This window comes from Rhodoplanes sp. Z2-YC6860 (assembly GCF_001579845.1).
Lineage (GTDB): Bacteria > Pseudomonadota > Alphaproteobacteria > Rhizobiales > Xanthobacteraceae > Z2-YC6860.
Genome location: NZ_CP007440.1, coordinates 7,726,838 through 7,747,734, shown reverse-complemented (window position 1 = coordinate 7,747,734; position 20,897 = coordinate 7,726,838). Strand labels below are relative to the sequence as shown.

The following is a 20,897-nucleotide window of genomic DNA, read 5'->3' as shown; positions in this document are numbered from 1 at the left end:
ATGTCCGCCTACATCGTCCGTCGCCTGTTGCTCATGATCCCGACGCTGCTAGGCATCCTCCTGGTGTCGTTCATCGTCGTGCAGTTCGCGCCGGGCGGGCCGGTGGAGCGGGTGATCGCGCAGCTGTCGGGCAACGACACCAGCCGCGTCCCTGGCGGGGGTGGCGGCGATTTTGGCGCCCGCGGCGGGCAGGGCGGCTCGTCGATCGATGCCGGGTCCTCGAAGTATCGCGGCGCGCAGGGGCTCGATCCCGAATTCATCAAGCGGCTGGAAAAGCAGTTCGGCTTCGACAAGCCGGCGCCCGAGCGTTTCCTGCTGATGGTGAAGAACTTCGCGACGTTCGACTTCGGCAAGAGCTATTTCCGCGACATCAGCGTGCTCCAGCTGATCAAGGAGAAACTGCCGGTGTCGATGTCGCTCGGCATCTGGATGACGCTTCTGACCTACCTGATCTCGATTCCGCTCGGCATCAGGAAGGCCGTATCGGACGGCTCGCGCTTCGACTCCTGGACCTCGGGCATCATCATCATCGGATACGCCGTCCCTGGCTTTCTGGTCGCGATTTTCCTGATCATTCTGTTCGCCGGCGGCTCGTACTGGGACCTGTTCCCCTTGCGCGGGCTGACCTCCGACAACTGGTCGCAATTTCCGTGGTGGAAGAAGATCCTCGACTACTTCTGGCACTTGGTATTGCCGATAACCGCCATGATGCTCAGCTCGTTCGCCACCATGACGCTGCTGACCAAGAATTCCTTCCTCGACGAGATCAAGAAGCAGTACGTGCTCACCGCCCGCGCCAAGGGCTGCACACCGCGGCAGACGCTCTACGGCCACGTCTTCCGCAACGCGATGCTGATCGTGATCGCGGGCTTCCCCAGCGCCTTCGTGCACGCGTTCTTCTCCGGCACGCTGCTGATCGAGACGATCTTCTCGCTCGATGGCATGGGCCTCTTGAGCTTTGAAAGCGTGCTCAACCGCGACTACCCGGTGGTGTTCGCCAATCTCTACATTTTTGCGCTGATAGGCCTGGTGGTGAACCTGATCTCGGATCTCACCTACACCTGGGTCGATCCGCGGATCGATTTCGAGACTCGTGAGGTTTGACGTTGGACGCCCGGTTCACTGAAAATGCGCCCACTCCGGAGCCGACAACGCCGGCCATGCCGGCGATCGATGCGCCCGAGCCGAAGCGCAAGCTGTTCAACATCTCGCCGCTCAATCAGCGCCGGTGGGATAATTTCAAGCGCAACCGGCGCGGCTACTTCTCCCTCTGGCTGTTCGCGACGCTGTTCGTCGTGTCGTTGTTCGCCGAGTTCATTGCCAACGACAAACCGTTCCTGATCCTGGTCAACGGCCACGCTTATTTCCCGGCGGTCTTCACCTACCCCGAGACCACCTTCGGCGGCGACTTCGAAACGGCTGCCGACTACCGCGATCCGTACCTGCAGGATTTGATCGCGAAGAAGGGCGGCACCGTGATCTGGCCGCCGATCCGCTACCGCTACGACACCCACAATCTCGATCTGCCGACGCCTGCGCCGTCGCCGCCCACGTGGCAACTCACCGAGGCGCAATGCAAGTCGGTGGTCGAAAAGAAGAAGCTCTCGGGCTGTCGCGATCTCGAATACAACTGGCTCGGCACCGACGATCAGGGGCGCGACGTGGTGGCGCGGCTGATCTACGGCTTCCGCATCTCGGTGCTGTTCGGCCTGATCCTGACCATCATCTCGTCGATCATCGGCGTCGCGGCTGGCGCCGTGCAGGGCTATTTCGGCGGCTGGACCGATCTCATCTTCCAGCGCGTCATCGAGATATGGACCTCGGTGCCGTCGCTTTATCTGCTGCTGATCATCTCCTCGGTGCTGGTGCCTGGTTTCTGGGTGCTGCTCGGTATCCTGCTGCTGTTCTCGTGGGTCTCGCTCGTCGGCTTGGTGCGCGCCGAGTTCCTGCGCGGCCGCAATTTCGAGTACATCCAGGCGGCCCGCGCGCTCGGCGTCTCCAACAAGACGATCATGTTCCGGCATCTGCTGCCGAACGCCATGGTCGCCACCATGACGATGCTGCCGTTCGTTCTCTCGTCGTCGGTGATGACGCTGACCGCGCTCGACTTCCTGGGCTTCGGCCTGCCGCCGGGCTCGCCTTCGCTCGGCGAGATGCTGTCGCAGGGCAAGACCAACATTCAGGCGCCGTGGCTCGGTCTCGCCGGTTTCTTCACGGTGGCGATCATGCTGTCGCTGCTGATCTACATCGGCGAGGCGGTGCGCGACGCCTTCGACCCGCGCAAGACGTTCCGGTGAGCCGCATGGACACGACCGCAGAACCGCTGCTCTCCGTCAAAGACCTGTCGATCATGTTCAAGCAGGGCAGCCGCGAGACGCTAGCCGTCGACCGCGTCTCGTTCAGCGTCAAGAAAGGCGAGACGCTGGCGCTGGTCGGCGAATCCGGCTCGGGCAAATCGGTCACCGCGCTGTCGATCATGAAGCTGCTGCCGTATCCGGCGGCGAGCCATCCGTCCGGCCGCATCTTCTTCAAGGGCCGCGATCTGATTGGGCTCACGGAGCGTGAGATCCGCGAGATCCGCGGCGACGACATTGCCATCATCTTCCAGGAGCCGATGACCTCGCTCAACCCGCTGCACACCATCGAGCGGCAGCTTGGCGAGATTCTCGAGCTGCACCGCGGCCTCACCGGTCTTGCGGCGCGGTCCCGCATCATCGAGTTGCTCACGCAAGTGGGCATCCCCGACCCGGCGACGCGGCTGAAGAGCTATCCGCATCAGATGTCCGGCGGGCAGCGTCAGCGCGTCATGATCGCCATGGCGCTTGCCAACGAGCCGGACCTTTTGATCGCCGACGAGCCGACCACGGCGCTCGACGTCACCGTGCAGGCGCAGATCCTCAAGCTTTTGAAGGAGCTGCAGGCCCGTCTCGGCATGGCCATGCTGTTCATCACCCATGACCTCGGCATCGTGCGCCGGATCGCCGACCGCGTCTGCGTCATGAAGGACGGCAAGATCGTCGAGGAGAACAACGCCACCGACATCTTCAAGACGCCGCAGCATCCCTACACCAAGGCGTTGCTCGCCGCCGAGCCGCGCATGCAGGCGGCGCCGATGAATCCCAGCGCCAACGTTGTGCTCAAGACGGACGACCTGAAGGTCTGGTTCCCGATCAAGCGTGGCGTGATGCGCAAGGTGGTCGGCCATATCAAGGCGGTCGACGGCGTCAGCGTCGAGGTGCGCAAGGGCGAGACGCTCGGCGTGGTCGGTGAATCCGGCTCCGGCAAGACCACGCTGGGGCTTGCGATGATGCGGCTCATCTCCTCCGACGGTCCCATCGTGTTCATGGGCGAGGACCTGCAGGGGCTGCGCTTCAAGCAGATGCGGCCGCACCGCCGCAACATGCAGATCGTGTTCCAGGATCCTTACGGCTCGTTGTCGCCGCGCATGTCCATCTCGGACATCATCCAGGAGGGCATGTGGATTCACATGCCGCAACTGTCGCGCGCCGAGTGCGAGCAGCGCGTCATCAAGGCGCTGGAGGAGGTCGGTCTCAATCCGGAGTGGCGACATCGCTATCCGCATGAATTTTCGGGCGGGCAGCGCCAGCGCATCGCGGTGGCGCGCGCCGTGGTGCTGGAGCCGAGCTTCGTGGTGCTCGACGAGCCGACCAGCGCGCTCGACATGCTGATCCAGGCGCAGATGGTCGATCTGCTCTGCTCGCTGCAAAAGCGCCACGACCTGACTTACATGTTCATCTCCCACGACCTGCGCGTGGTGGCCGCGATGTCGAGCCGGCTGATGGTGATGAAAGCCGGCAAGGTCGTCGAGGCCGGCCCCGCCGCCGAGCTGTTCAAGTCGCCCAAGAGCGATTACACGCGCGCGCTGTTCGCCGCGGCCTTCAAGATCGAGACCACCGCGGCCGAAGGCGTGGTTGCGCAGTAAGCTCCCATGGCGGACTCCAAGCTCTCCGATGCTGCGGTCGAAGTGACGCTCGACCAGCTGGGCCCGCGCGGCGGCGGCTTCTACGGCTACGACCGATTCAAGGTCACGATCGACGGCCGGACCGTGCAGCGCGAAGCGCTCCGCGTCGGCCGCGTTGTGGTGATCATCCCGGTTGATCTGACGCGCGACGAGATCGTGCTGATCCGCCAGTTCCGATTGGGCGCACAATTGTCGCTCGGATTGGGCGACGTGGTCGAGGTGCCGGCCGGACGGGTCGAGCGCGGTGAGGACGTCGCGGCGGCGGCGCGCCGCGAATGCCAGGAGGAGATCGGCGTCACGCCGGAGCGGCTCGTGCCGCTGTTCGAGTTCTTGCCGTCGGCCGGCTCCTCCGACGAGCACATGTTTTTCTTTCTCGCCGTGGTCGATGCGTCGAATGTGCCGGAGCGCGCCGGCGCGGCGCATGAGCAGGAGGACACGCGGCCGCTGCGCGTGCTGATCGATCGCGCGCTGAAAGCGCTTGAAGACGGCTCACTGCACTACGGCGCAGCGATCGTCAGCCTGCAATGGCTGGCGCTCAACCGGGCGAAGCTTGCCGAGATCGTCAAGCGCGGCGCCGTGCGATGAGCGCGATCCTGATCGCCGTCGAGGGGCCGCAGGCCGGCGACTGGCTGGCGGCGTTGCGCGACAGTGCCAAGGGCCGCGAGGTGCTGGCGTGGTCGGCCGGCGCCGACGATCTGAGCCGCGTGAGCTTCGCCTGCGTCTGGCTGCCGCCGCGCGGGCTTCTGGCCAGAATTCCGAATCTCAAGGCCGTCATCAATCTCGGCGCGGGCGCCGACCATTTGCTGGCCGATCCCGATTTGCCCGACGTGCCGATCGCCCGCGCAGCCCATGCCGATCTCACCATGCGGGTCACCGAATATGTCGTGCTGCATGTGCTGATGCATCACCGGCGACAGCGGCTCTACGACGGCCAGCAGCGCGAGCGGAGCTGGCGTGTGCACGACCAGCCGGCCGCGAGCGAAGTCGCGGTCGGCGTGATGGGCCTGGGCGTCATCGGCGCACATGCGGCCGTTGCACTGGCGGGACTCGGCTTCAAGGTCGCGGGCTGGAGCCGTTCGCCGAAAACCATTTCCGGTGTCGAGACGTTTCACGGCCCGGCCGGGCTTGATGCGTTCCTCGCCCGCACCGAAATCCTGGTCTGCCTGCTGCCGCGCACGCGCGACACCGAGGGCATTCTGAATCTTGCGCTGCTCCGCAAGCTCAAGCGCGATGGCGCAGCCGGCGGCGCCTTCCTGATCAACGCCGGCCGCGGCGCGTTGCAGGTCGACGCCGAAATCCTCGCGGCGCTCGACGAAGGCACGCTCGCGGGCACAACGCTGGACGTCTTCCAGAACGAGCCTCTGCGGGTCGACAGCCCGCTCTGGAGCCATCCAAAGGTCACGATCACGCCGCATAACGCCGGCGACATCTCGCCACGGGTGTTCGCCCCGCATGTGATTGCACAGATCGAGCGTTTCGAGCGCGGCCTGCCGCTCGACAACCGGATCGACAGGACCAAGGGATATTGAGGATTTCGATGATCGCCCGTCTCGCTTTGCTGACCGCTCTTGTTGCCGTGCCGGTCCTGGCCGCTGCTCAGGAGTTCGGGCCGTCACAGTTTTCCATCAAGGCGGACGATGGCGAGCCGATCTCCAACCGCAAACTCGATGCCGCCGAGCTGGCGCAGGTCGAGAAGCTGCCCGGCCTGGTCGACGCGACCAGCGCCAAGGGCGACGTCACGCTCTATCAATTCTACGACCTCAACTGTCCGTATTGCCGGGCGGCCGCTGCCGATGTCGACAAGCTGATCAACACCGATCCGGCGTTGCGCCTGGTGTTCGTGCCCTATCCGGTGCTTTCGGTTCAGTCGGTCGAAGGCTCGCGGGTCGAACTTGCAGTGCGCGAGATCGCGCCGCAGCGCTTCCTGGAATTCCATCGCAAGGTCTATGCCGGCCGCGGCGTCATCGACGGCAACCGCGCGCTGGCCGTCACCGACGCCATGGGGCTCGACCGTGCGAAGATCATCGAGATCGCCAACACCCAGCGCGTCACCGACACGATGGTCACGCATTCCAAGGTCGGCGCGGCCCTGAATCTCATGGCGACGCCATCCTACGTGGTGCAGGGTGTGGCTCTCGTCGGCCATCCGGGGCTCGAGCCGCTGCGCAACATCATCGCCTCGGTGCGCCGCTGCCAGGCGGTGGTCTGCAAATCCTAAGCCAGCAGGGCGATCAGCTCGCGCACGTCAGGCTTCTTGTCCAGCGCCCACACGAAAGCGGCAGCTTTCTTTGCGCGCTCCTCGCCAATCACCGGCGACGCATTGGCCATGAACTTGGTCTCGATCTGCGCGTCGCTCATGCGGTTCTCGGCCGTGCCGCTGGCATGTGCGATATGGGCCTCGTGGCGCTGCCCTGCGGCCGTGATGACGGCGTGGGCCTCGTCCTTGCGCAGCGTGTCGTCGGCTGTGGGCTTCACCTTCCGCCGCAGCGCTGCAACCGCGGGATCGACAGCCTTCGCATCGGAATATTGCGCCATGCCAGCGTGGCCGTCGATCAACGCCACAGCGGCCGAATGCAGTGTCGAGAACTTCGACTGCAATCCGGTCGTCGGATCGACCACGCCGGTTATCGACAAAACAAGAGGATTGACGCGCAACGCGATCTCGCTCACCTGCGCCGGATCGATCTTGTCGCGATTGCGGATCGCGATCACGGCGTCGATCAGCGGATGCAGCACCACACCACACGCGTAAGGCTTGTGGCCGTTGCTCTCGATCAGCCAGCCCCGACCGAGGCCCGCAAGCAACGCCTCGGGCTCGGCCGTGTCGCTGTAGATGCGCGAGAAGCCCTTCTTGCCCTCGATGATTTCCTGCGTGCTGTCGAACCCGCGCTCGGCGAGCATTGCCGCCAGGACGCCGTTCGATGCTGCCTTGCCGGCATGGAACGACTTGCACATGGTGCCGCGGTTCTGTTGCATGCCGGCGGCTTGCGTCGCAGCGATCCCCATCGCGTAGGTGAGCTTCTGCGCATCAAGCTTCAGAAGCTTGCCCGCCGCAGCGCCGGCCGCGATCGAGCCGAGCGTGCCGGTGAGATGCCAGCCGCCCTTGTGATGGCCGGGCGCGGTGCGGCCGGAGCGCACGCCGGCTTCGAAGCCCACCGCATAGGCCAGCATCAGCTCTTCGCCGGACACCGGCGCGCGCTCGGCGAGCGCAAACAAAGCGGCCAGCACCGGCGAGCTCGTATGCAGCACCACGCCGCCCATGTGGGTGTCGTCGAAATCGAGCACGTGGCCCATCTGGCCGTTGGCGAGCGGCGCGTCGAGCAGCCCGAGCTGGAGCTTTCGCCCGAACACGGTTGCGACCGGCTTGCCGGAGGTTTCCTGGAGCACGCTCAGGAGCGTCGTGATGGTGCGGTGACCCGAGCCGGCCAGCGCGCAGCCGATCCAGTCGAGCACGCCGCGCCGCGCTTCGGCCTTGGCTTGGTCGGTAAGATCCCGGAATTGCGCGGCCGCGAGATGGCCGCACAAGGTCTTGGTCAGCGTCACCGCGTCGGTCTTCAGATTCTGGTCCATGGGGCAGGCTCTATTGCGGTTCGATCGCGGCGTCGCGGATGATCTTGGTCCAGCGCGCCACGTCGGTTTTGATCAGCGCGTTCAGGTCTTCGGGCGTGCCGCCCAGCGGCTCGTAGCCTTGCAGCCGGAACTGATCGATCAACTCCGGCTGGGCCAGCGCACTGTTGGCGACGACATTGAGTTTTAGGAGGATGTCCTTTGGCGTGCCAGCCGGCGCGGCGAGCCCGTACCAACTGGTGACCTCGAAGTCGGGCACGCCGCTTTCGATCATGGTCGGCAAGTCGGGCGCGAGCGCCGAGCGCTTCCGCGACGGCACCGCCAGCGCCCTCACTTCGCCCGCTTGCGCCAGCGGCATGATCGACACGGCCGGGCCGATCATCACCTGCACCTGCCCGCCGACCAGGTCGGTGGTCGCTTGCGAAGCGCCCTTGTACGGCACATGGATCATGTCGATGCCCGCCACGCGCTTGAAGAACTCGGTCGCGAGATGCAACGTCGAGCCGATGCCGGCCGAGCCGTAGCTGAGCTTGCCGGGATTGGCCTTGGCATAGGCGATCAGCTCGGCCACGGTTTTGAATGGCATGCTGTTGGTCACGGCCAGCACATAGGAGCCGGATACGGTCGCGATGACGCCGTCGAAGTCCGCCGTGGGATCGAACGGCAGCTTGCGGTAGAGGCCCGGCATGTAGGTGATGCCGCTGTGGATGAGCAGCAGCGTGTAGCCGTCGGGCGGCGCTTTCGCGACCGCATCCATGCCGATGATCCCGCCGGCGCCGCCGCGGTTGTCGATGACGATGGACTGCCCAAGGCTTTGGCTGAGCGGATTTGAAAGCACCCGGGCCACCGCGCCGACGGCGCCGCCCGCCGCGAACGGCACGATCAGCCGGATCGACTTCGACGGATAGTCGTCGGCATTGGCCGGCCCGCCGATCAGCAGCGCGCAGAGCAGTAGAGCCCAGGCCCTCATTTTAGCCGCCTGACGCCGGTGACCTGGCTGCCGGTCGCTCCGATGCGGGCCAGCGCTTCGGCCACGGGCTCGATCGTCACCTGCATGTGATGCGCATTGGCGTGGATCATGCTGTTGCGGCCGCGCGCGATGGCGACGTGACCTTTCCAGAAGATCAAATCACCCGCTTGCAGGCCGGCGAGGCTCACGGGCTTGCCGAGCGCCGCCTCCTGCATGTCGCTGTCGCGCGGGCAGGGGATGCCGCAGGCGGTGAGCGCGACCTGCACCAGACCGGAGCAGTCGATGCCGAGGCTCGACTTGCCGCCCCAGAGATAGGGTGTGCCCAAGAATCGCTCGGCCACCGCGACGAAATCGGTCTCATGCGTGCCGAGCGCCGCGAGATGGACCTTGGGCACGAAACCGCCCGAAGCCAGCACCGCAAAGCTGTTCTCTTCGCGCGCCACCGCCACCTGCGCGCCGAGCGGCAGCGCGTCCATCGGCGGCAGTTTGATCGAGGGTCCGGGAAACACGAAGGTCCGCAACGCCCTGACCCGATGGGTCGGCGCGGCTTCCGGCGCGAGCAGTGCAGCCGCGGGCAGCCAGCCGACATAGCCGTCACTCGCAAGCTGGCCCCAGGCCCAGCCTTCCTCGTCGTTCTCGTAGATCGTGACGCGCTCGCCGCGCAGCGCTTCGGTTACTTGTGTCGCCCCGTGCGACGGACCGTTGCGCATTGGTGCGATGCCGACGATCACCTCCTGCACCGTGCCGTCGACGAACTGTCCGGCTTGGACCTTGCCGCGCAGGTGGGCGGCGGCGAGATCGGGCCGGGCCGGTGTGATGCGGGGATCGAAGTTCACGCTGTCAACCTTTCGTCAGCGGCACCATGGAGAGTTGCGGATCGGTCGCCGGAATGTACGCTTCCGGCAGCCCCAGCTCCTTGCGTACGATATTGGCGCCGCGCACCAGCGCGATCATCTTGTAGGTCGCGTGCATCCGGCTCATCGATTGCCGGCCGAAGCCACAATCGCTGGTGGGGATCAGGCGCTCCGGCTCGATAGCTTTAAGCGCGCGGCGGATGAAATCGGCGATCTCCTCCGGCCGCTCGACCTGCAGCGTGCGATGGCTGATGACGCCGAGCGCGATCTTCTTGTTCTTGGAAATCATCGAGCCGAAATGCTCGAGGTCCATGCCGTTGTTGAACGCGCCTTCCACTGTGATGACGTCGATATCGAGCTGGTCGAAATAGGGCAGGGCCGCCTTGTAGGACTGGTTGCGGCTTGCGACGCGCTGCGCAGCGGGACTGCCCCAGCAGGTGTGGCACCAAACCTCGCACTTGTCGCGCAGCCCTTTGACCTCGGCGTTGAACGCCTCGACCCATTTCTCGGGTTTGATCGTCTGGTTGGGGTCCGCGATCACCTGATGGATCGCCGGCTCCTCGATCTGGATGAGCGGCGCGCCCGCGTCGGCCAATGCGTGATATTCGCGGTTCAGCGCGGTCGACAGATCCATCAGCAGCGCGAAGCGATCCTTGTAGTGTTCGTCGGTCAGCATCAGCGCGAGGATTTGCGCCGAGATCGTGCCGATCTTGACCGGCTTGTCGGTCATCGGCGCGATCGCCTTGTAGGCGCGGTCAAGCTGCAATGCCGTGCGGCCGATCTTGCCGGTGACCGGCGGCGTCATGCGGGTCTCGATCACCTCCCACATCAGGTCGCCGGGGCCCTTGTCGGCCATGAAGCCCGCCGGCGGCACCTCGACGCGCGGCGCGCCAATGCCTTCGATCCGCTCGGTGGCGTAGCTCACCCAGCTTCGGCCGGCGACGTCGTCATCGAGCCGTGCATCGCCGTCGACGAAGATGTCGATGCCGGCGCGATGCTGGGCCGCCACATGACAGGCGAGGCAATCGAAATGCTGCTCGCGATAGGCCTGTTGTGAGAGCCCGTGGGAGAGCGGCAGCCCGCGCAGGTTTGCCGTGTACCAACTCGGCCGCGGCAACGCCCCCGTCGTGGTAGTGAGCAGCGCGCGGTCCTTGGTGACGGTGAACATCTAGCTTCTCTTTAGTGGAGCATAATCTTTCCCGAAAACCGGTTCCCACTTTTCGGGATTATGCTCTTCCGTAACGCTCTTTCAGCAGCGCGTACACCGCGCGCGCAGCCTGGCATTCGCCGCCCTCGGGACGGCCCGGCTTGGCCGACGGCGTCCAGGCATAGATGTCGAAGTGCAGCCAGCTCTTCGCCGCCGAGACGAAGCGCTTCATGAACAGCGCGCAGATGATCGAGCCCGCCATGCCGCCCGCCGCAACGTTGTTCACGTCGGCCACCTTGGAGTCGATGTTCTGGTCGTAGCGCATCCAGAGCGGCAGCCGCCACAGCGGGTCGTTCTCGGCCGCCGCGTGCTTGGCGACGTCCAAGGCGAGTGCGTCGTCGTCGGTGTAGTAGGGCGGCAGCTCCGGTCCGAGCGCCACCCGCGCGGCTCCCGTGAGCGTGCCGGCATCGATCAGCAGTTCGGGCTTCTCCTCGTCGGCGAGCGCCAGCGCGTCGGCGAGGATTAGCCGGCCTTCCGCGTCGGTGTTGCCGATCTCGACGGTCATGCCCTTGCGCGACGGATAGACGTCGAGCGGCCGGAAGGCGTCGCCCGCGACGGAATTCTCCACGGCAGGGATGAGCACCCGCAATGCGATCTTCAATCCCGCGCCCATGATCATGTGCGCCAGCGCCAGCATGGTCGCGGCGCCGCCCATGTCCTTCTTCATGATCAGCATGGCGCTTTCGGGCTTCAGGTCGAGCCCGCCGGTGTCGAAGCAGACGCCCTTGCCGACCAGCGTCACCTTGGGATCACCGGTCTTGCCCCAGCGCAGCTCGATCAGCCGCGGTGCGCGCGTGGCGTCCGCCGCGCGGCCGACCGCGTGGATCAATGGAAAGTTCTGCTTCAGCAGATCGTCGCCCACGATGGAACGGAACTTGGCGCCATGCTGTTTGGCGAGTTCTTTCGCGGCAGCCTCCAGGTCGGCCGGGCCCATATCATTGGCCGGCGTGTTGATGAGATCGCGGGCGAGCATCACGCCCTCGGCGATCCGGGAGAGCTCCTCGCCATCGACGCCGTCCGGCAGCACCAGGCGGACCGCTTTGTCTTTCGTCTTGCGATAGCGCGTGAACCGATATGAGCCGAGCGCGAAGGCGAGCGCCGCCAGCCGCGCGTCGTGCGGCTCGTTGGCGAAGCGATAAACCCCGGCAGGAAGCGCACCGGGCAGCAGCCCCGGCAGGAATGCGTTCTTGTCGCCCTTGCCGCTCTCGATGCCGAACAGCGCGCCGCCGGTGCCGTCATGGCCGGGCAACAGCAGATGCCGGCCGGGCCGCGGCTCGAAGCCGGAGGCTTTGACGAAGGCGCGGGTCCGCTTGTCGAGCTTGTCGATAACCTTGGAGAAGTTCGCTTGCGTCACGAACCAGATCGGTTGTGCCGTCTTGCTGCGGGCGATGAATGTGGGATGCATTGGCTCTGGTCAGCTCTTTCAGTCAGCTTTTTTAGTCGGCTTGGATCTTGAATTTGCGCGCCATCGGCTCCGGCGATTTCGGTCCGAACCACGCATCGTAAATCTTCACCGCGTCGCCCGACGCTTCGACATCGAGCAGCGCTTTGTTGATCGCTTCCTTGAAGCGCGGTTCGCCCTTTTTCAAGGCGAAGCCGACATTGCGAGATTTGGTGAAGTCGGAGACGAACAGGTAATCATCCGGATGGCCGTCCTGCTGCACGATGGCGCGCAGCACCGATTCGTCGGTCGGAAACGCATCGACCTTGTCCTGCTTCAGCAGATCGAAGGCCTGCGCATAGTCGCGCACATAGACCAGCTCGACCTTGGGCTCGGCCTCTTTGAGATTCGGCCCGGCCGTCGATGTGCTGGCCGATGACGCCTTCTTGCCGGCGAGCTGATGCACCGAAGTGATGCCGCTCGACTTCTTCACGATCACGGCGTGCGGGGTAACAAAATAGATATAGCTGAAGTCGATCTCCTTCAGCCGCTCGGCCGTGCGGGTCATTGACGTGGCGGCGAAATCGATCTTGCCCTCGTTCAGCATCGGGATGCGCTCGGCGCTCGACAGCGACACGGTATCGACGCTCACGCCGAGCCGCTTTGCCACCGCGTGCACGATGTCGAGGTCATAACCGGTCACGGTGGTCTCGCCGGCCTTCTTGAAGCTGAAGGGCGGTGTGGTGTCGCTGACGCCCACGATGAGCTTGCCGCGAGCCTTCACCTCGTCGAGCCGGTCGGCGAGGGCTGACGAGATGGCCGCGGGCCCTGCGATGACCCACATCGCAAATAAGGCAGCGGCGGTTTTCGCCAGTGTTTTCATGGTTCTGCTCCCCGGCTGTCGGGCAAAAGCATGTCACGCGGTCGGGCGGGCAACAACCCCGCCAGCAGCTGCCGTTAACCCCGCATTAGGGTTAACCAATTATTGCTCGAACCCTAGTCATGGCGGCCTCGCCGCCTCAATCAGGCAAGGCCTGCGCGACATGTATCGACCTCCGGCGCGCCTTCTCTTCTCAACCGCGCTCTTTGCGACTTTGGCATTGGGCGGCTGCTCGACCACCGGCAGTCCGTCTTCGGCCGACGTCACCGGATCGATTCGCCCCGCGAGCGCGCCGCGCTCCAATGTCGAATGGCGGAACGAGATGGACTCCTGGGGCGAGCGCTATCGCGCCAATCCCGCCAATCCGGAAACCGCTATCAACTACGCCAAGGCGCTCCGAGCCGTGGGCCAGCGCGCCCAGGCCGCCGCTGTGCTCGAGCAGGCGGCGGCGCACAATCCCAACGACCGTGCGGTGCTCGGCGCCTATGGCCGGGCGCTCGCGGACAACGGCAATTTCCAGCAGGCGCTCGACGTCCTCAACCGCGCGCACAGCCAGGATCAGCCGGACTGGCGGATCCTCTCGGTGCAGGGCGCGGTGCTCGACCAGATGGGCCGCCACACCGATGCGCAACGCTATTACGCGAGCGCGCTGCGGCTGATGCCCGACGATCCGTCGGTGCTCTCCAATCTCGGCCTGTCTTACGCGCTGTCCAAGAACCTGCCGCAGGCCGAAACGACGCTGCGCCGTGCCGCCGAGCAGCGCGGTGCCGAGCCCAAGGTGCGCCAGAACCTCGCGCTGGTGGTCGGCTTGCAAGGCCGCTTCCAGGAGGCCGAACAGATCGCTAGCAAGGACCTGTCGGCGGCCGAAGCGGAGGCCAACGTCGCCTATCTGCGCCAGATGCTTGCCGAGCAGCAGCAGTGGAAGAAGAACCCGCGGGGCTCGCCGCTCACGCCGATGACCGGCTCATCGTAAGCTGGCCTGTCACTTTGGCTTGCCGAGTGGCGTGTTGGTGCTGGTGTCCTGGGTCGCCATCACGCGGATGGCCGCGGGCCCGAGAATCACGACGAACAGCACCGGCAGGAAGAACAGGATCATCGGCACGGTGAGCTTTGGCGGCAGCGCCGCGGCCTTCTTCTCGGCTTCGGTCATGCGCATATCGCGGTTTTCCTGCGACATCACCCGCAACGTCTGGGCCAGCGGCGTGCCGTAGCGCTCGGCTTGTTGCAATGCCATACAGACCGATTTCACGCCATCGAGGTCGGTACGCTTGGCGAGGTTTTCATAAGCGACCTTGCGATCCGGCAGGTAGGACAACTCGGCTGTGGTCAGCGTCAGCTCTTCGGCGAGCGCCACCGACTGCGAGCCGATTTCCTCGCTGACCTTCTTGAAGGCAGCTTCCACCGACATGCCGGATTCGCAGCAGATGAGCAGCAGATCGAGCGAATCAGGAAACGCGCGCTTGATCGAAAGCTGCCGCTTGGCGATGCGGTTCTTGAGAAAGAACAGCGGCGCCTGCATGCCGATGTAGGCGGCGCCGAGGCAGAGGCCGATCTTGATGGTCGCCGGTTGATCCATCTCGATGACTACGAACAGATAGAACAGTGTAACCAGAAACAGCGCGACCGGCGTGACCATGCGGAAGAACAGGAACGCCACATAAGGCGCCTGGCCGCGATAGCCGGCCTGAATGAGCTTTTCGCGCGCCACTTCCTGCGCGAGCCACTTGTTCAAGTTGAGCCGCTCCACCGCCCGCTGCATGTACTGCTTCGGCGACTGGCGGAGTACGACCCTGTCTCTCTCGCCACGCGCGAGACGCTCGCGCTCCCGTTGCCTGATCTTCTCGCGCTCGACCGCGACGGACTTCATGCGCCGGCCGAGCGTATCCGGCGACAGGAACGGCATGGCAAGCGTTATCACCGTCGCAATCGCTGCCACGCTGGTCAACAGCATGACCATGAACTTGGTGTCGTGCAGCTTTGCGATGAGAAGATCGAGCATGGTGCTGGCTCAGAAGTCGAAGTTGATCATCTGCTTCATCACGAAGATGCCGATGCCCATCCACATCGCGCAGCCGGCGATCATCATGCGGCCGAGATCGGTCAGCCAGAGCAACTCGATGTAGTCGGGACTTGTCAGGTAAACGAGGGTGCCGACCGCTATCGGCAAGGAACCAATGATCGAGGCGGAGGCCTTGGCTTCCATCGACATGGCCTGGATCTTGGCCTTCATTTTCTTGCGGTCGCGCAGCACACGCGACAGGTTGCCAAGCGCCTCGGAGAGGTTGCCGCCCGCCTTCTGCTGGATCGAGACCACGATGCCGAAGAAGTTGGCTTCGGGCAAAGGCATGCGCTCGTAAAGCTTGCCGCAGGCTTCGCCGAGCGGCATGCCGATGGTCTGCGTCTCGATGATCGCCTTGAACTCGCTCTTGAGCGGTTCCTGGGCTTCGGACGCAATGATTTTCAGGCTGTCGGCGAGCGGCAATCCCGCTTTGATGCCGCGCACGATCACGTCGACGGCGTCCGGAAATCCAGCCAGGAATTTCTTCTCGCGACGCCCCTTGAGGAACGAGAGCATCCACCGCGGCAGTCCGAAGCCTGCAGCGAAACCTGCAGCCACAGCCGGCACCGGCAGCGCGCTCATGATCCAAACGGCGAGAAACGCCAGCAAGCCGAGACCCGCCGAAATCAGCAGGAACTGGTTTTTCGACCAGGCAAGGCCGGCCTGCTCGATCCTGATGTTTAGCGGCAGACTCTTCGACTTTTTCTGCTTGCTATCGATGTCCTTGAGGGTTTCCTCGACCTGCTCGCGGCGCGAGCGCTGCTGGACGCGGGTGGTGCGGACCGCCGGCTCCGGGCGCGCGATGGTCTCGCGGCGCTGCTCGGCTTTGCGTTCGCCGGACAACAGTGGATAGAGAAACACATAGGCGACGCCGCCGATCGCGGTCGTCACCATCGCAGCCAGAGCCAGCGTCTGCATCTTCATGGCATTTCGGCCTAGCGCGTCCCCGTGATCTCGGCATTCGAGGCATCGAGCGCCGCGGCGAGCCGCTTGTCCTCGCCGTAATAGCGCGCGCGATCCCAGAATTTCGGCCGGCCGATGCCGGTCGACTTGTGCTGGCCGATCAGGTTGCCCTTCTCGTCCTCGCCGGTGATGTCATAGACGAACAGATCCTGGGTGATGATCACGTCGCCTTCCATGCCGACCACCTCGGTGATGTGGGTAATCTTGCGCGAGCCGTCGCGCAGGCGTGCCGCCTGCACGACGACGTCGACCGAGCCGACGATCATCTCGCGGATGGTGCGCGACGGCAGCGAGTAGCCGCCCATGGTGATCATGGATTCGACGCGCGACAGTGCCTCGCGCGGGCTGTTGGCGTGCAGCGTGCCCATCGAGCCGTCGTGGCCGGTGTTCATGGCCTGGAGCAGATCGAATGCCTCGGGTCCGCGGACTTCGCCGACGATGATGCGTTCCGGACGCATACGCAGACAGTTCTTGACCAGATCGCGCATCGTGATCTGGCCTTCGCCCTCGAGGTTCGGCGGCCGCGTTTCGAGGCGCACCACGTGAGGCTGCTGGAGCTGGAGCTCGGCCGCGTCCTCGCAGGTGATGATGCGCTCGTCGTCGTCGATGAACTGGGTGAGACAGTTGAGTAGCGTGGTCTTGCCCGAGCCGGTGCCGCCCGACACGATGGTGTTGACCCGGCAGCGGCCGATGATCTTCAGCACGTCGGCGCCGGCCGGCGTGATCGAGCCGAACCTGACCAGATTGTCGAGCTTCAGCTTGTCTTTCTTGAACTTACGAATGGTGAGTGCCGGGCCGTCGAGTGACAGCGGCTGGGCGATGACGTTGACGCGGGAGCCGTCGGGCAAGCGCGCGTCGCAGATCGGCGAGGCTTCGTCGACGCGGCGGCCGATCTGGCTGACGATGCGCTGACAGATGTTGAGGAGCTGCTGATTGTCGCGGAAGCGGATGCCGGTCTTCTGGATCTTGCCCTGCACTTCGATATAGACCGTGCCCGAGCCGTTCACCATGATGTCGGCGATGTCGTCGCGCGCGAGCAGCGGCTCGAGCGGGCCATAGCCCAGAACGTCGTTGCAGATGTCGTCGAGCAGCTCTTCCTGCTCGGAGATCGACATCACGATGTTCTTGATCGCGATGATCTCGTTGACGATGTCGCGGATTTCCTCGCGCGCCGCATCGGCATCGAGACGCGCGAGCTGCGCGAGGTCGATCGCCTCGATCAGCGCGCCGAAGATCGTGCCTTTGGTTTCGTAATAGGATTCCGAATGGCGCGTGTCGGTGGCGATGGCGGGCGGCTGCGCTGCAAGGCGCGCGGGCGCCTGCGGAGCCGATAGAATCGGCGCGCCGAGGCCGGCCGAGGGAATCGGTTGCAGCCGCTCGCCGCCCGTGGGGATGGGCGCTGCCGGCATGGCCTGTGGCCGCGGGGCCGGAGCGGCGGGGGCCGCCGCCGGCCTCGCATCTGTGGTGGCGCGTTTACCGAACACGTCCTGTTACCTCACGCTACGCATACGTCTTTCGATTCGGTCATTTCTTCAAAAGCTTGCCGAGCAGCGGCGTCAGCAGGCCGGACTTGGCCTTCTTCACCTCTGAGCGGCCGGTGAGCAGTTTGGCGAGCTGGATGAACGTCTCGGTGTTGCGGTGGCTGGCGGACACTTCGGCGATCATCTGACCGTTGTTGGCGGCTGCGCCGAACAGCTGCGGCTCGAACGGGATCACCGCGACCGGCTGATCCTCCAGTGCCTTGGCGAAATCCGCGGGCTTGATCTCCGGCTTCTTCGGGATACCGACCTGGTTGAGCATGTAGAACGGCCGGTGATCGTTGAGACGCGCGGTGCGCAGATAGTCGAACAGGTTCTTAGCATTGCGCAGGTTGGCGAGATCGGGCGTGGCGACGATCAGGATGTCGTCGGCACTGACCAGCGTGCGCTGGGTCCAGCCGTTCCACTGATGCGGCACGTCGAGCACCACGCAGGGCATAGTGGCGCGCAACGCGTCGTAGATGCTGTCGAAAGCCTCGGCGCCGAAGTCGTAGGCGCGCTCGAGCGTGGCGGGCGCGGCGAGCAGGCTCAGGTGGTCGGAGCATTTCGACAACAGCCGGTCGATGAAGGCGGTGTCGATGCGGTCGGGGGAGAACACCGCGTCGGCGATGCCCTGCGGCGGATCCTGGTTGTAATCGAGGCCCGCGGTGCCGAATGCCAGATCGAGGTCGGTGACGACCGAATCCAGCGCCAGATCGCGCGCGACCGCCCAGGCGATGTTGTGCGCCACCGTCGAAGCGCCGACGCCGCCCTTGGCGCCGACCACGGCGATGACGCGGCCGACCGGCTTGGCGTCCGGCGCCGAAAACAGACCGCAGATCGAGCGCACCACGTCGAGCGTGCCGACCGGCGAGATCATGTAGTCGCTGACGCCGCGGCGAACGAGCTCGCGGTAGAGCATCACGTCGTTGGTGCGGCCGACGACGATGACGCGGGTGCCGGCGTCGCAGAACTCGGCGAGGGTGTCGAGCCCGGCCAGAATGCCTTCGCCGCGGCCTTCGGCCTCCAGCATGATGACGTTCGGCGTCGGCGAGCCGCGATAGGCCTCGATCGCGGCGGTGATGCCGCCCATCTGGATTTTGACGTGAGCCTTGGCCAGCCGCCGGTCCTCGCCGGCCGACTGAATGGCCGCGGCGGTTTCCACGGTGTCGCAGAACGCCTGAATCGAGACGCGTGGCGCCGGCGCGATGTGCTCGTCGTGCGACGTCGCCTCCGGCGGAGTTTCCGGCTCAGGCGTGTTGGTTTGCAGTGCGGTTCGGATCATTTGCCGAGATCGCTGATCGCGCCCTTGTTGGTGTCGCTGTAAACGGTTGCCGGGCTGTCGCCCTTGCGCCATTTGTCGACCTGGAACGTGCGTTTCGCCGTGTAGGCCGGCGTCTCGCCGCGCGGCTGCACGAGGTCCGCGGGATTGTCGACCATGGCGGCGAGATTGCGCTGCGTGCCGCAGCCGAAATTGTAGTACTCGCGGTTCTCGAAGTGCTTCGGATCGTAGCTCGGGCCCAGATCGTCGGGCCATAGTCCGCAGGGACCTGCCTTTGCGACCATCTGCGGGAAGCTCAGCCGCACCGGCGGTGTATTCTCGCCGTTCGCGCGATAGGGCCTGATGCCGATGCCGCTGTTGGGCACGCCGGCGGCGACAAGGATCGACAGCGTCTCTTTCAGCGTGTCGGTGACGGCGCGCTCATTGGCACCGCCCATCGGGCGATCGATGGTGACGCCGCCGCTGGCGTCGCGTTGCCAGTTGCGCGCAAACGACAGCACCTCGGCGCGCTGCATTGCCGACAGACCGCCGCGGCCCGTTCCGACGAACAACACGAGCGGCTTCTTGCCCTCGACGATGCGGATCGGATGGCGCTCCTTGTAGGTTTCGGGAATGCCACCGGTGGTGTCGGTGGGAGTCATCGTCTGACAGCCCGCCACGCCGGCGGCGAGGCTTGCGACCATAACCGCGCGAACCCAGAGCAGTTTCATGCGGCGAGCCTTGGTGAGAAGAGGTTGGTCCATCGATCGTTCCTTGTCGCCGCTCTCAATCCAGGAAGAAGCCGACACTGCCGCGATAGGGGCCGCTCGGGCGTGGTTCGGTTTGACCGGGGGTGCCGTATATCCGGTTGAAGCGGCCGAGCAGCTGGGTGGCCGGGTCGGAAGCGTCGGCATAGCCGTCGTCGGCCCGCGACAGGTCCTTCTGCGCCACCGCGCGCACGACATAAGGCGTCACGAGGATCATCAGCTCGGTCTGCCGGTTCTCGAAGTCGCGGCTCTTGAACAATGCGCCCAGCACTGGAACATTCATGATGCCGGGCATGCCGTTGAGCTGCTGCTTGGTCTGCTCCTGGATCATGCCGGCCATCGCGAGCGAGCCACCGGACGGGATTTCGACGGTGGTCTCGGCGCGGCGGGTCTTGATCGACGGAATGGTCTGCGTGGTGGTCTGGGTGGCGCTGACCGACTGCGTCAAGGTGAGCGCATTGTCGTTGGAGAGTTCCGACACCTCGGTCAGCACCTTGAGGCTGATACGGCCCTCCGACATCACCACCGGCGTGAAGTTCAGGCTGACGCCGAACTTCTTGAATTGGATCTGCGTCTGACAGTTCCGGGTGGTGGGATCACAGGTGAAGCCCGCCGGGATCGGAAACTCGCCGCCGGCCAGGAAGTTCGCGGTCTCGCCGGAGATCGCGGTGAGGTTCGGCTCCGCCAGCGTTCGGATGACGCCCGCGCGCTCCATGGCGCGCAGCGTCGCGCTGACGCCGCGATAGGTTGCGGTGATGCCGTTCGAGTTCAGCGGTGAGCCGAACACCGGGAACGGATTGGCGTTGGTAAGATTCACCACGGCCTGGCCGGTGTTGAACGAGCCGTTGAGGTCGATGCCGAGCTGCTTGATGACGTCGCGTGCCACCTCGGTGACCGAGACGCGGAGCATCACCTGGTCGCGGCCGCGCACCGTGATGCCGTTCACCACCTTGGCGCCGTCGCCGGCGAGGCGGGCGGCGAGATCGTAGGCCTGCTGCGCTTCTGTCGGGCTTGCGACCGAGCCGGCCAGCATGATGCCGTCGGCGAGTCCATCGACTTCGATTTCGGCAGCCGGCAGGGCGCGTTTGAGGGCCGCGCGGATGCCGTTGATGTCACGGGTCACCGCGATGTCGAAGCCCATCAGCTGACGGCCTTCGCTGTCGAAGAAATAGACATTGGTCTGGCCGAGCGCGACTCCGATGATGTAGGCCCGCCGCGCGGTGCGCACGACCGCGTTGGCGATTTTCGGATCGGCGACCAGCACGTCCTTGATGTCGGCAGGCAGATCGACCACGACACTCTTGCCGACGCCGAGCGACATGGGCTGCGCCGACTTGTCGCCGTAGACCTGCACGGTCGGCCCCGCGATTCGCTGCGCCGGGTCGGCCGCGGTGACCGGTGTGACGGGCCCGACCAAAGACGTGACGATCAGCGCCGCCAATGTTGCGGTGCGGATCAACGTTGCTTTGGCCATGGGCATGCTCCTGTG

Annotated in this window: 19 protein-coding genes; 7 read left to right on the top strand and 12 right to left on the bottom strand. The window is 65.0% G+C overall.

Annotated features, from left to right (window positions below; all coding sequences use genetic code 11):
* Genes RHPLAN_RS36045 through RHPLAN_RS36020 form a run of 6 tightly spaced genes read left to right on the top strand, consistent with a single transcriptional unit; the run spans position 1 to position 6,200 of the window.
* Positions 1-1,104, top strand: coding sequence for a microcin C ABC transporter permease YejB (locus tag RHPLAN_RS36045; RefSeq protein ID WP_068029229.1), 1,104 nt, complete (start codon positions 1-3; stop codon positions 1,102-1,104).
* Positions 1,105-1,160: 56 nt separating this feature from the next.
* Positions 1,161-2,297: an ABC transporter permease gene (locus RHPLAN_RS36040; protein ID WP_068029226.1), complete on the top strand. Its 1,137-nt coding sequence runs from the start codon at positions 1,161-1,163 to the stop codon at positions 2,295-2,297.
* A gap of 5 nt (positions 2,298-2,302) precedes the next feature.
* Positions 2,303-3,943: an ABC transporter ATP-binding protein gene (locus RHPLAN_RS36035; RefSeq protein ID WP_068029222.1), complete on the top strand. Its 1,641-nt coding sequence runs from the start codon at positions 2,303-2,305 to the stop codon at positions 3,941-3,943.
* A 6-nt stretch (positions 3,944-3,949) separates the two neighbouring features.
* On the top strand, positions 3,950-4,567 hold the full coding sequence (locus RHPLAN_RS36030) for an NUDIX domain-containing protein (RefSeq protein ID WP_068029219.1): 618 nt from the start codon (positions 3,950-3,952) through the stop codon (positions 4,565-4,567).
* Positions 4,564-5,511 (top strand): 2-hydroxyacid dehydrogenase, encoded by a 948-nt coding sequence (locus RHPLAN_RS36025; protein ID WP_068029215.1) that lies wholly within the window; start codon positions 4,564-4,566, stop codon positions 5,509-5,511. Before RHPLAN_RS36030 ends, RHPLAN_RS36025 begins: the two co-directional genes overlap by 4 nt.
* Positions 5,512-5,519: 8 nt before the next feature.
* Positions 5,520-6,200 (top strand): DsbA family protein, encoded by a 681-nt coding sequence (locus tag RHPLAN_RS36020; protein ID WP_068029213.1) that lies wholly within the window; start codon positions 5,520-5,522, stop codon positions 6,198-6,200.
* On the opposite strand, the gene RHPLAN_RS36015 is transcribed toward RHPLAN_RS36020, so the two are convergent.
* The 6 genes from RHPLAN_RS36015 to RHPLAN_RS35990 are packed head-to-tail and all read right to left on the bottom strand — an operon-like array spanning position 6,197 to position 12,844.
* Positions 6,197-7,552, bottom strand: coding sequence for an MmgE/PrpD family protein (locus RHPLAN_RS36015; RefSeq protein WP_068029210.1), 1,356 nt, complete (start codon positions 7,550-7,552; stop codon positions 6,197-6,199). The genes RHPLAN_RS36020 and RHPLAN_RS36015 overlap by 4 nt on opposite strands.
* A 10-nt stretch (positions 7,553-7,562) precedes the next feature.
* Positions 7,563-8,519 carry a tripartite tricarboxylate transporter substrate binding protein gene (locus tag RHPLAN_RS36010; RefSeq protein ID WP_068029207.1) on the bottom strand — a complete coding sequence of 319 codons (957 nt, stop codon included), beginning with the start codon at positions 8,517-8,519 and terminating at the stop codon, positions 7,563-7,565.
* Complete coding sequence (locus RHPLAN_RS36005) at positions 8,516-9,355, bottom strand: C40 family peptidase (protein WP_068029204.1); 840 nt, start codon at positions 9,353-9,355, stop codon at positions 8,516-8,518. Before RHPLAN_RS36005 ends, RHPLAN_RS36010 begins: the two co-directional genes overlap by 4 nt.
* Before the next feature lie 4 nt (positions 9,356-9,359).
* The gene (locus RHPLAN_RS36000) at positions 9,360-10,541 is read right to left on the bottom strand and encodes a cobalamin-independent methionine synthase II family protein (RefSeq protein WP_068029202.1); all 1,182 of its coding nucleotides are present in this window, start codon (positions 10,539-10,541) and stop codon (positions 9,360-9,362) included.
* A 58-nt stretch (positions 10,542-10,599) separates the two neighbouring features.
* Positions 10,600-11,985, bottom strand: coding sequence for a leucyl aminopeptidase family protein (locus RHPLAN_RS35995; RefSeq protein ID WP_068029199.1), 1,386 nt, complete (start codon positions 11,983-11,985; stop codon positions 10,600-10,602).
* Positions 11,986-12,016: 31 nt separating this feature from the next.
* Positions 12,017-12,844, bottom strand: coding sequence for a transporter substrate-binding domain-containing protein (locus RHPLAN_RS35990; RefSeq protein WP_068029197.1), 828 nt, complete (start codon positions 12,842-12,844; stop codon positions 12,017-12,019).
* 160 nt (positions 12,845-13,004) lie between these two features.
* Between RHPLAN_RS35990 and RHPLAN_RS35985 the strand changes: the two genes are divergently transcribed.
* Positions 13,005-13,814, top strand: a complete 810-nt coding sequence (locus RHPLAN_RS35985) for a tetratricopeptide repeat protein (RefSeq protein WP_068029194.1) — start codon at positions 13,005-13,007, stop codon at positions 13,812-13,814.
* A gap of 9 nt (positions 13,815-13,823) precedes the next feature.
* On the opposite strand, the gene RHPLAN_RS35980 is transcribed toward RHPLAN_RS35985, so the two are convergent.
* From RHPLAN_RS35980 to RHPLAN_RS35955, 6 genes are read right to left on the bottom strand one after another with little or no spacing between them, the layout of a single operon-like run.
* Positions 13,824-14,840 carry a type II secretion system F family protein gene (locus tag RHPLAN_RS35980; RefSeq protein WP_068029191.1) on the bottom strand — a complete coding sequence of 339 codons (1,017 nt, stop codon included), beginning with the start codon at positions 14,838-14,840 and terminating at the stop codon, positions 13,824-13,826.
* Between the two features lie 9 nt (positions 14,841-14,849).
* The gene (locus tag RHPLAN_RS35975) at positions 14,850-15,824 is read right to left on the bottom strand and encodes a type II secretion system F family protein (protein ID WP_068029188.1); all 975 of its coding nucleotides are present in this window, start codon (positions 15,822-15,824) and stop codon (positions 14,850-14,852) included.
* Between the two features lie 11 nt (positions 15,825-15,835).
* Positions 15,836-17,347 (bottom strand): TadA family conjugal transfer-associated ATPase, encoded by a 1,512-nt coding sequence (locus RHPLAN_RS35970; protein WP_237179990.1) that lies wholly within the window; start codon positions 17,345-17,347, stop codon positions 15,836-15,838.
* Positions 17,348-17,387: 40 nt separating this feature from the next.
* Complete coding sequence (locus RHPLAN_RS35965) at positions 17,388-18,665, bottom strand: CpaE/TadZ family protein (protein ID WP_068029185.1); 1,278 nt, start codon at positions 18,663-18,665, stop codon at positions 17,388-17,390.
* Positions 18,662-19,405: a CpaD family pilus assembly protein gene (locus RHPLAN_RS35960; protein WP_068029182.1), complete on the bottom strand. Its 744-nt coding sequence runs from the start codon at positions 19,403-19,405 to the stop codon at positions 18,662-18,664. Before RHPLAN_RS35960 ends, RHPLAN_RS35965 begins: the two co-directional genes overlap by 4 nt.
* A gap of 22 nt (positions 19,406-19,427) precedes the next feature.
* Positions 19,428-20,882, bottom strand: a complete 1,455-nt coding sequence (locus RHPLAN_RS35955) for a type II and III secretion system protein family protein (protein ID WP_237179989.1) — start codon at positions 20,880-20,882, stop codon at positions 19,428-19,430.
* Positions 20,883-20,897: the final 15 nt, after the last annotated feature.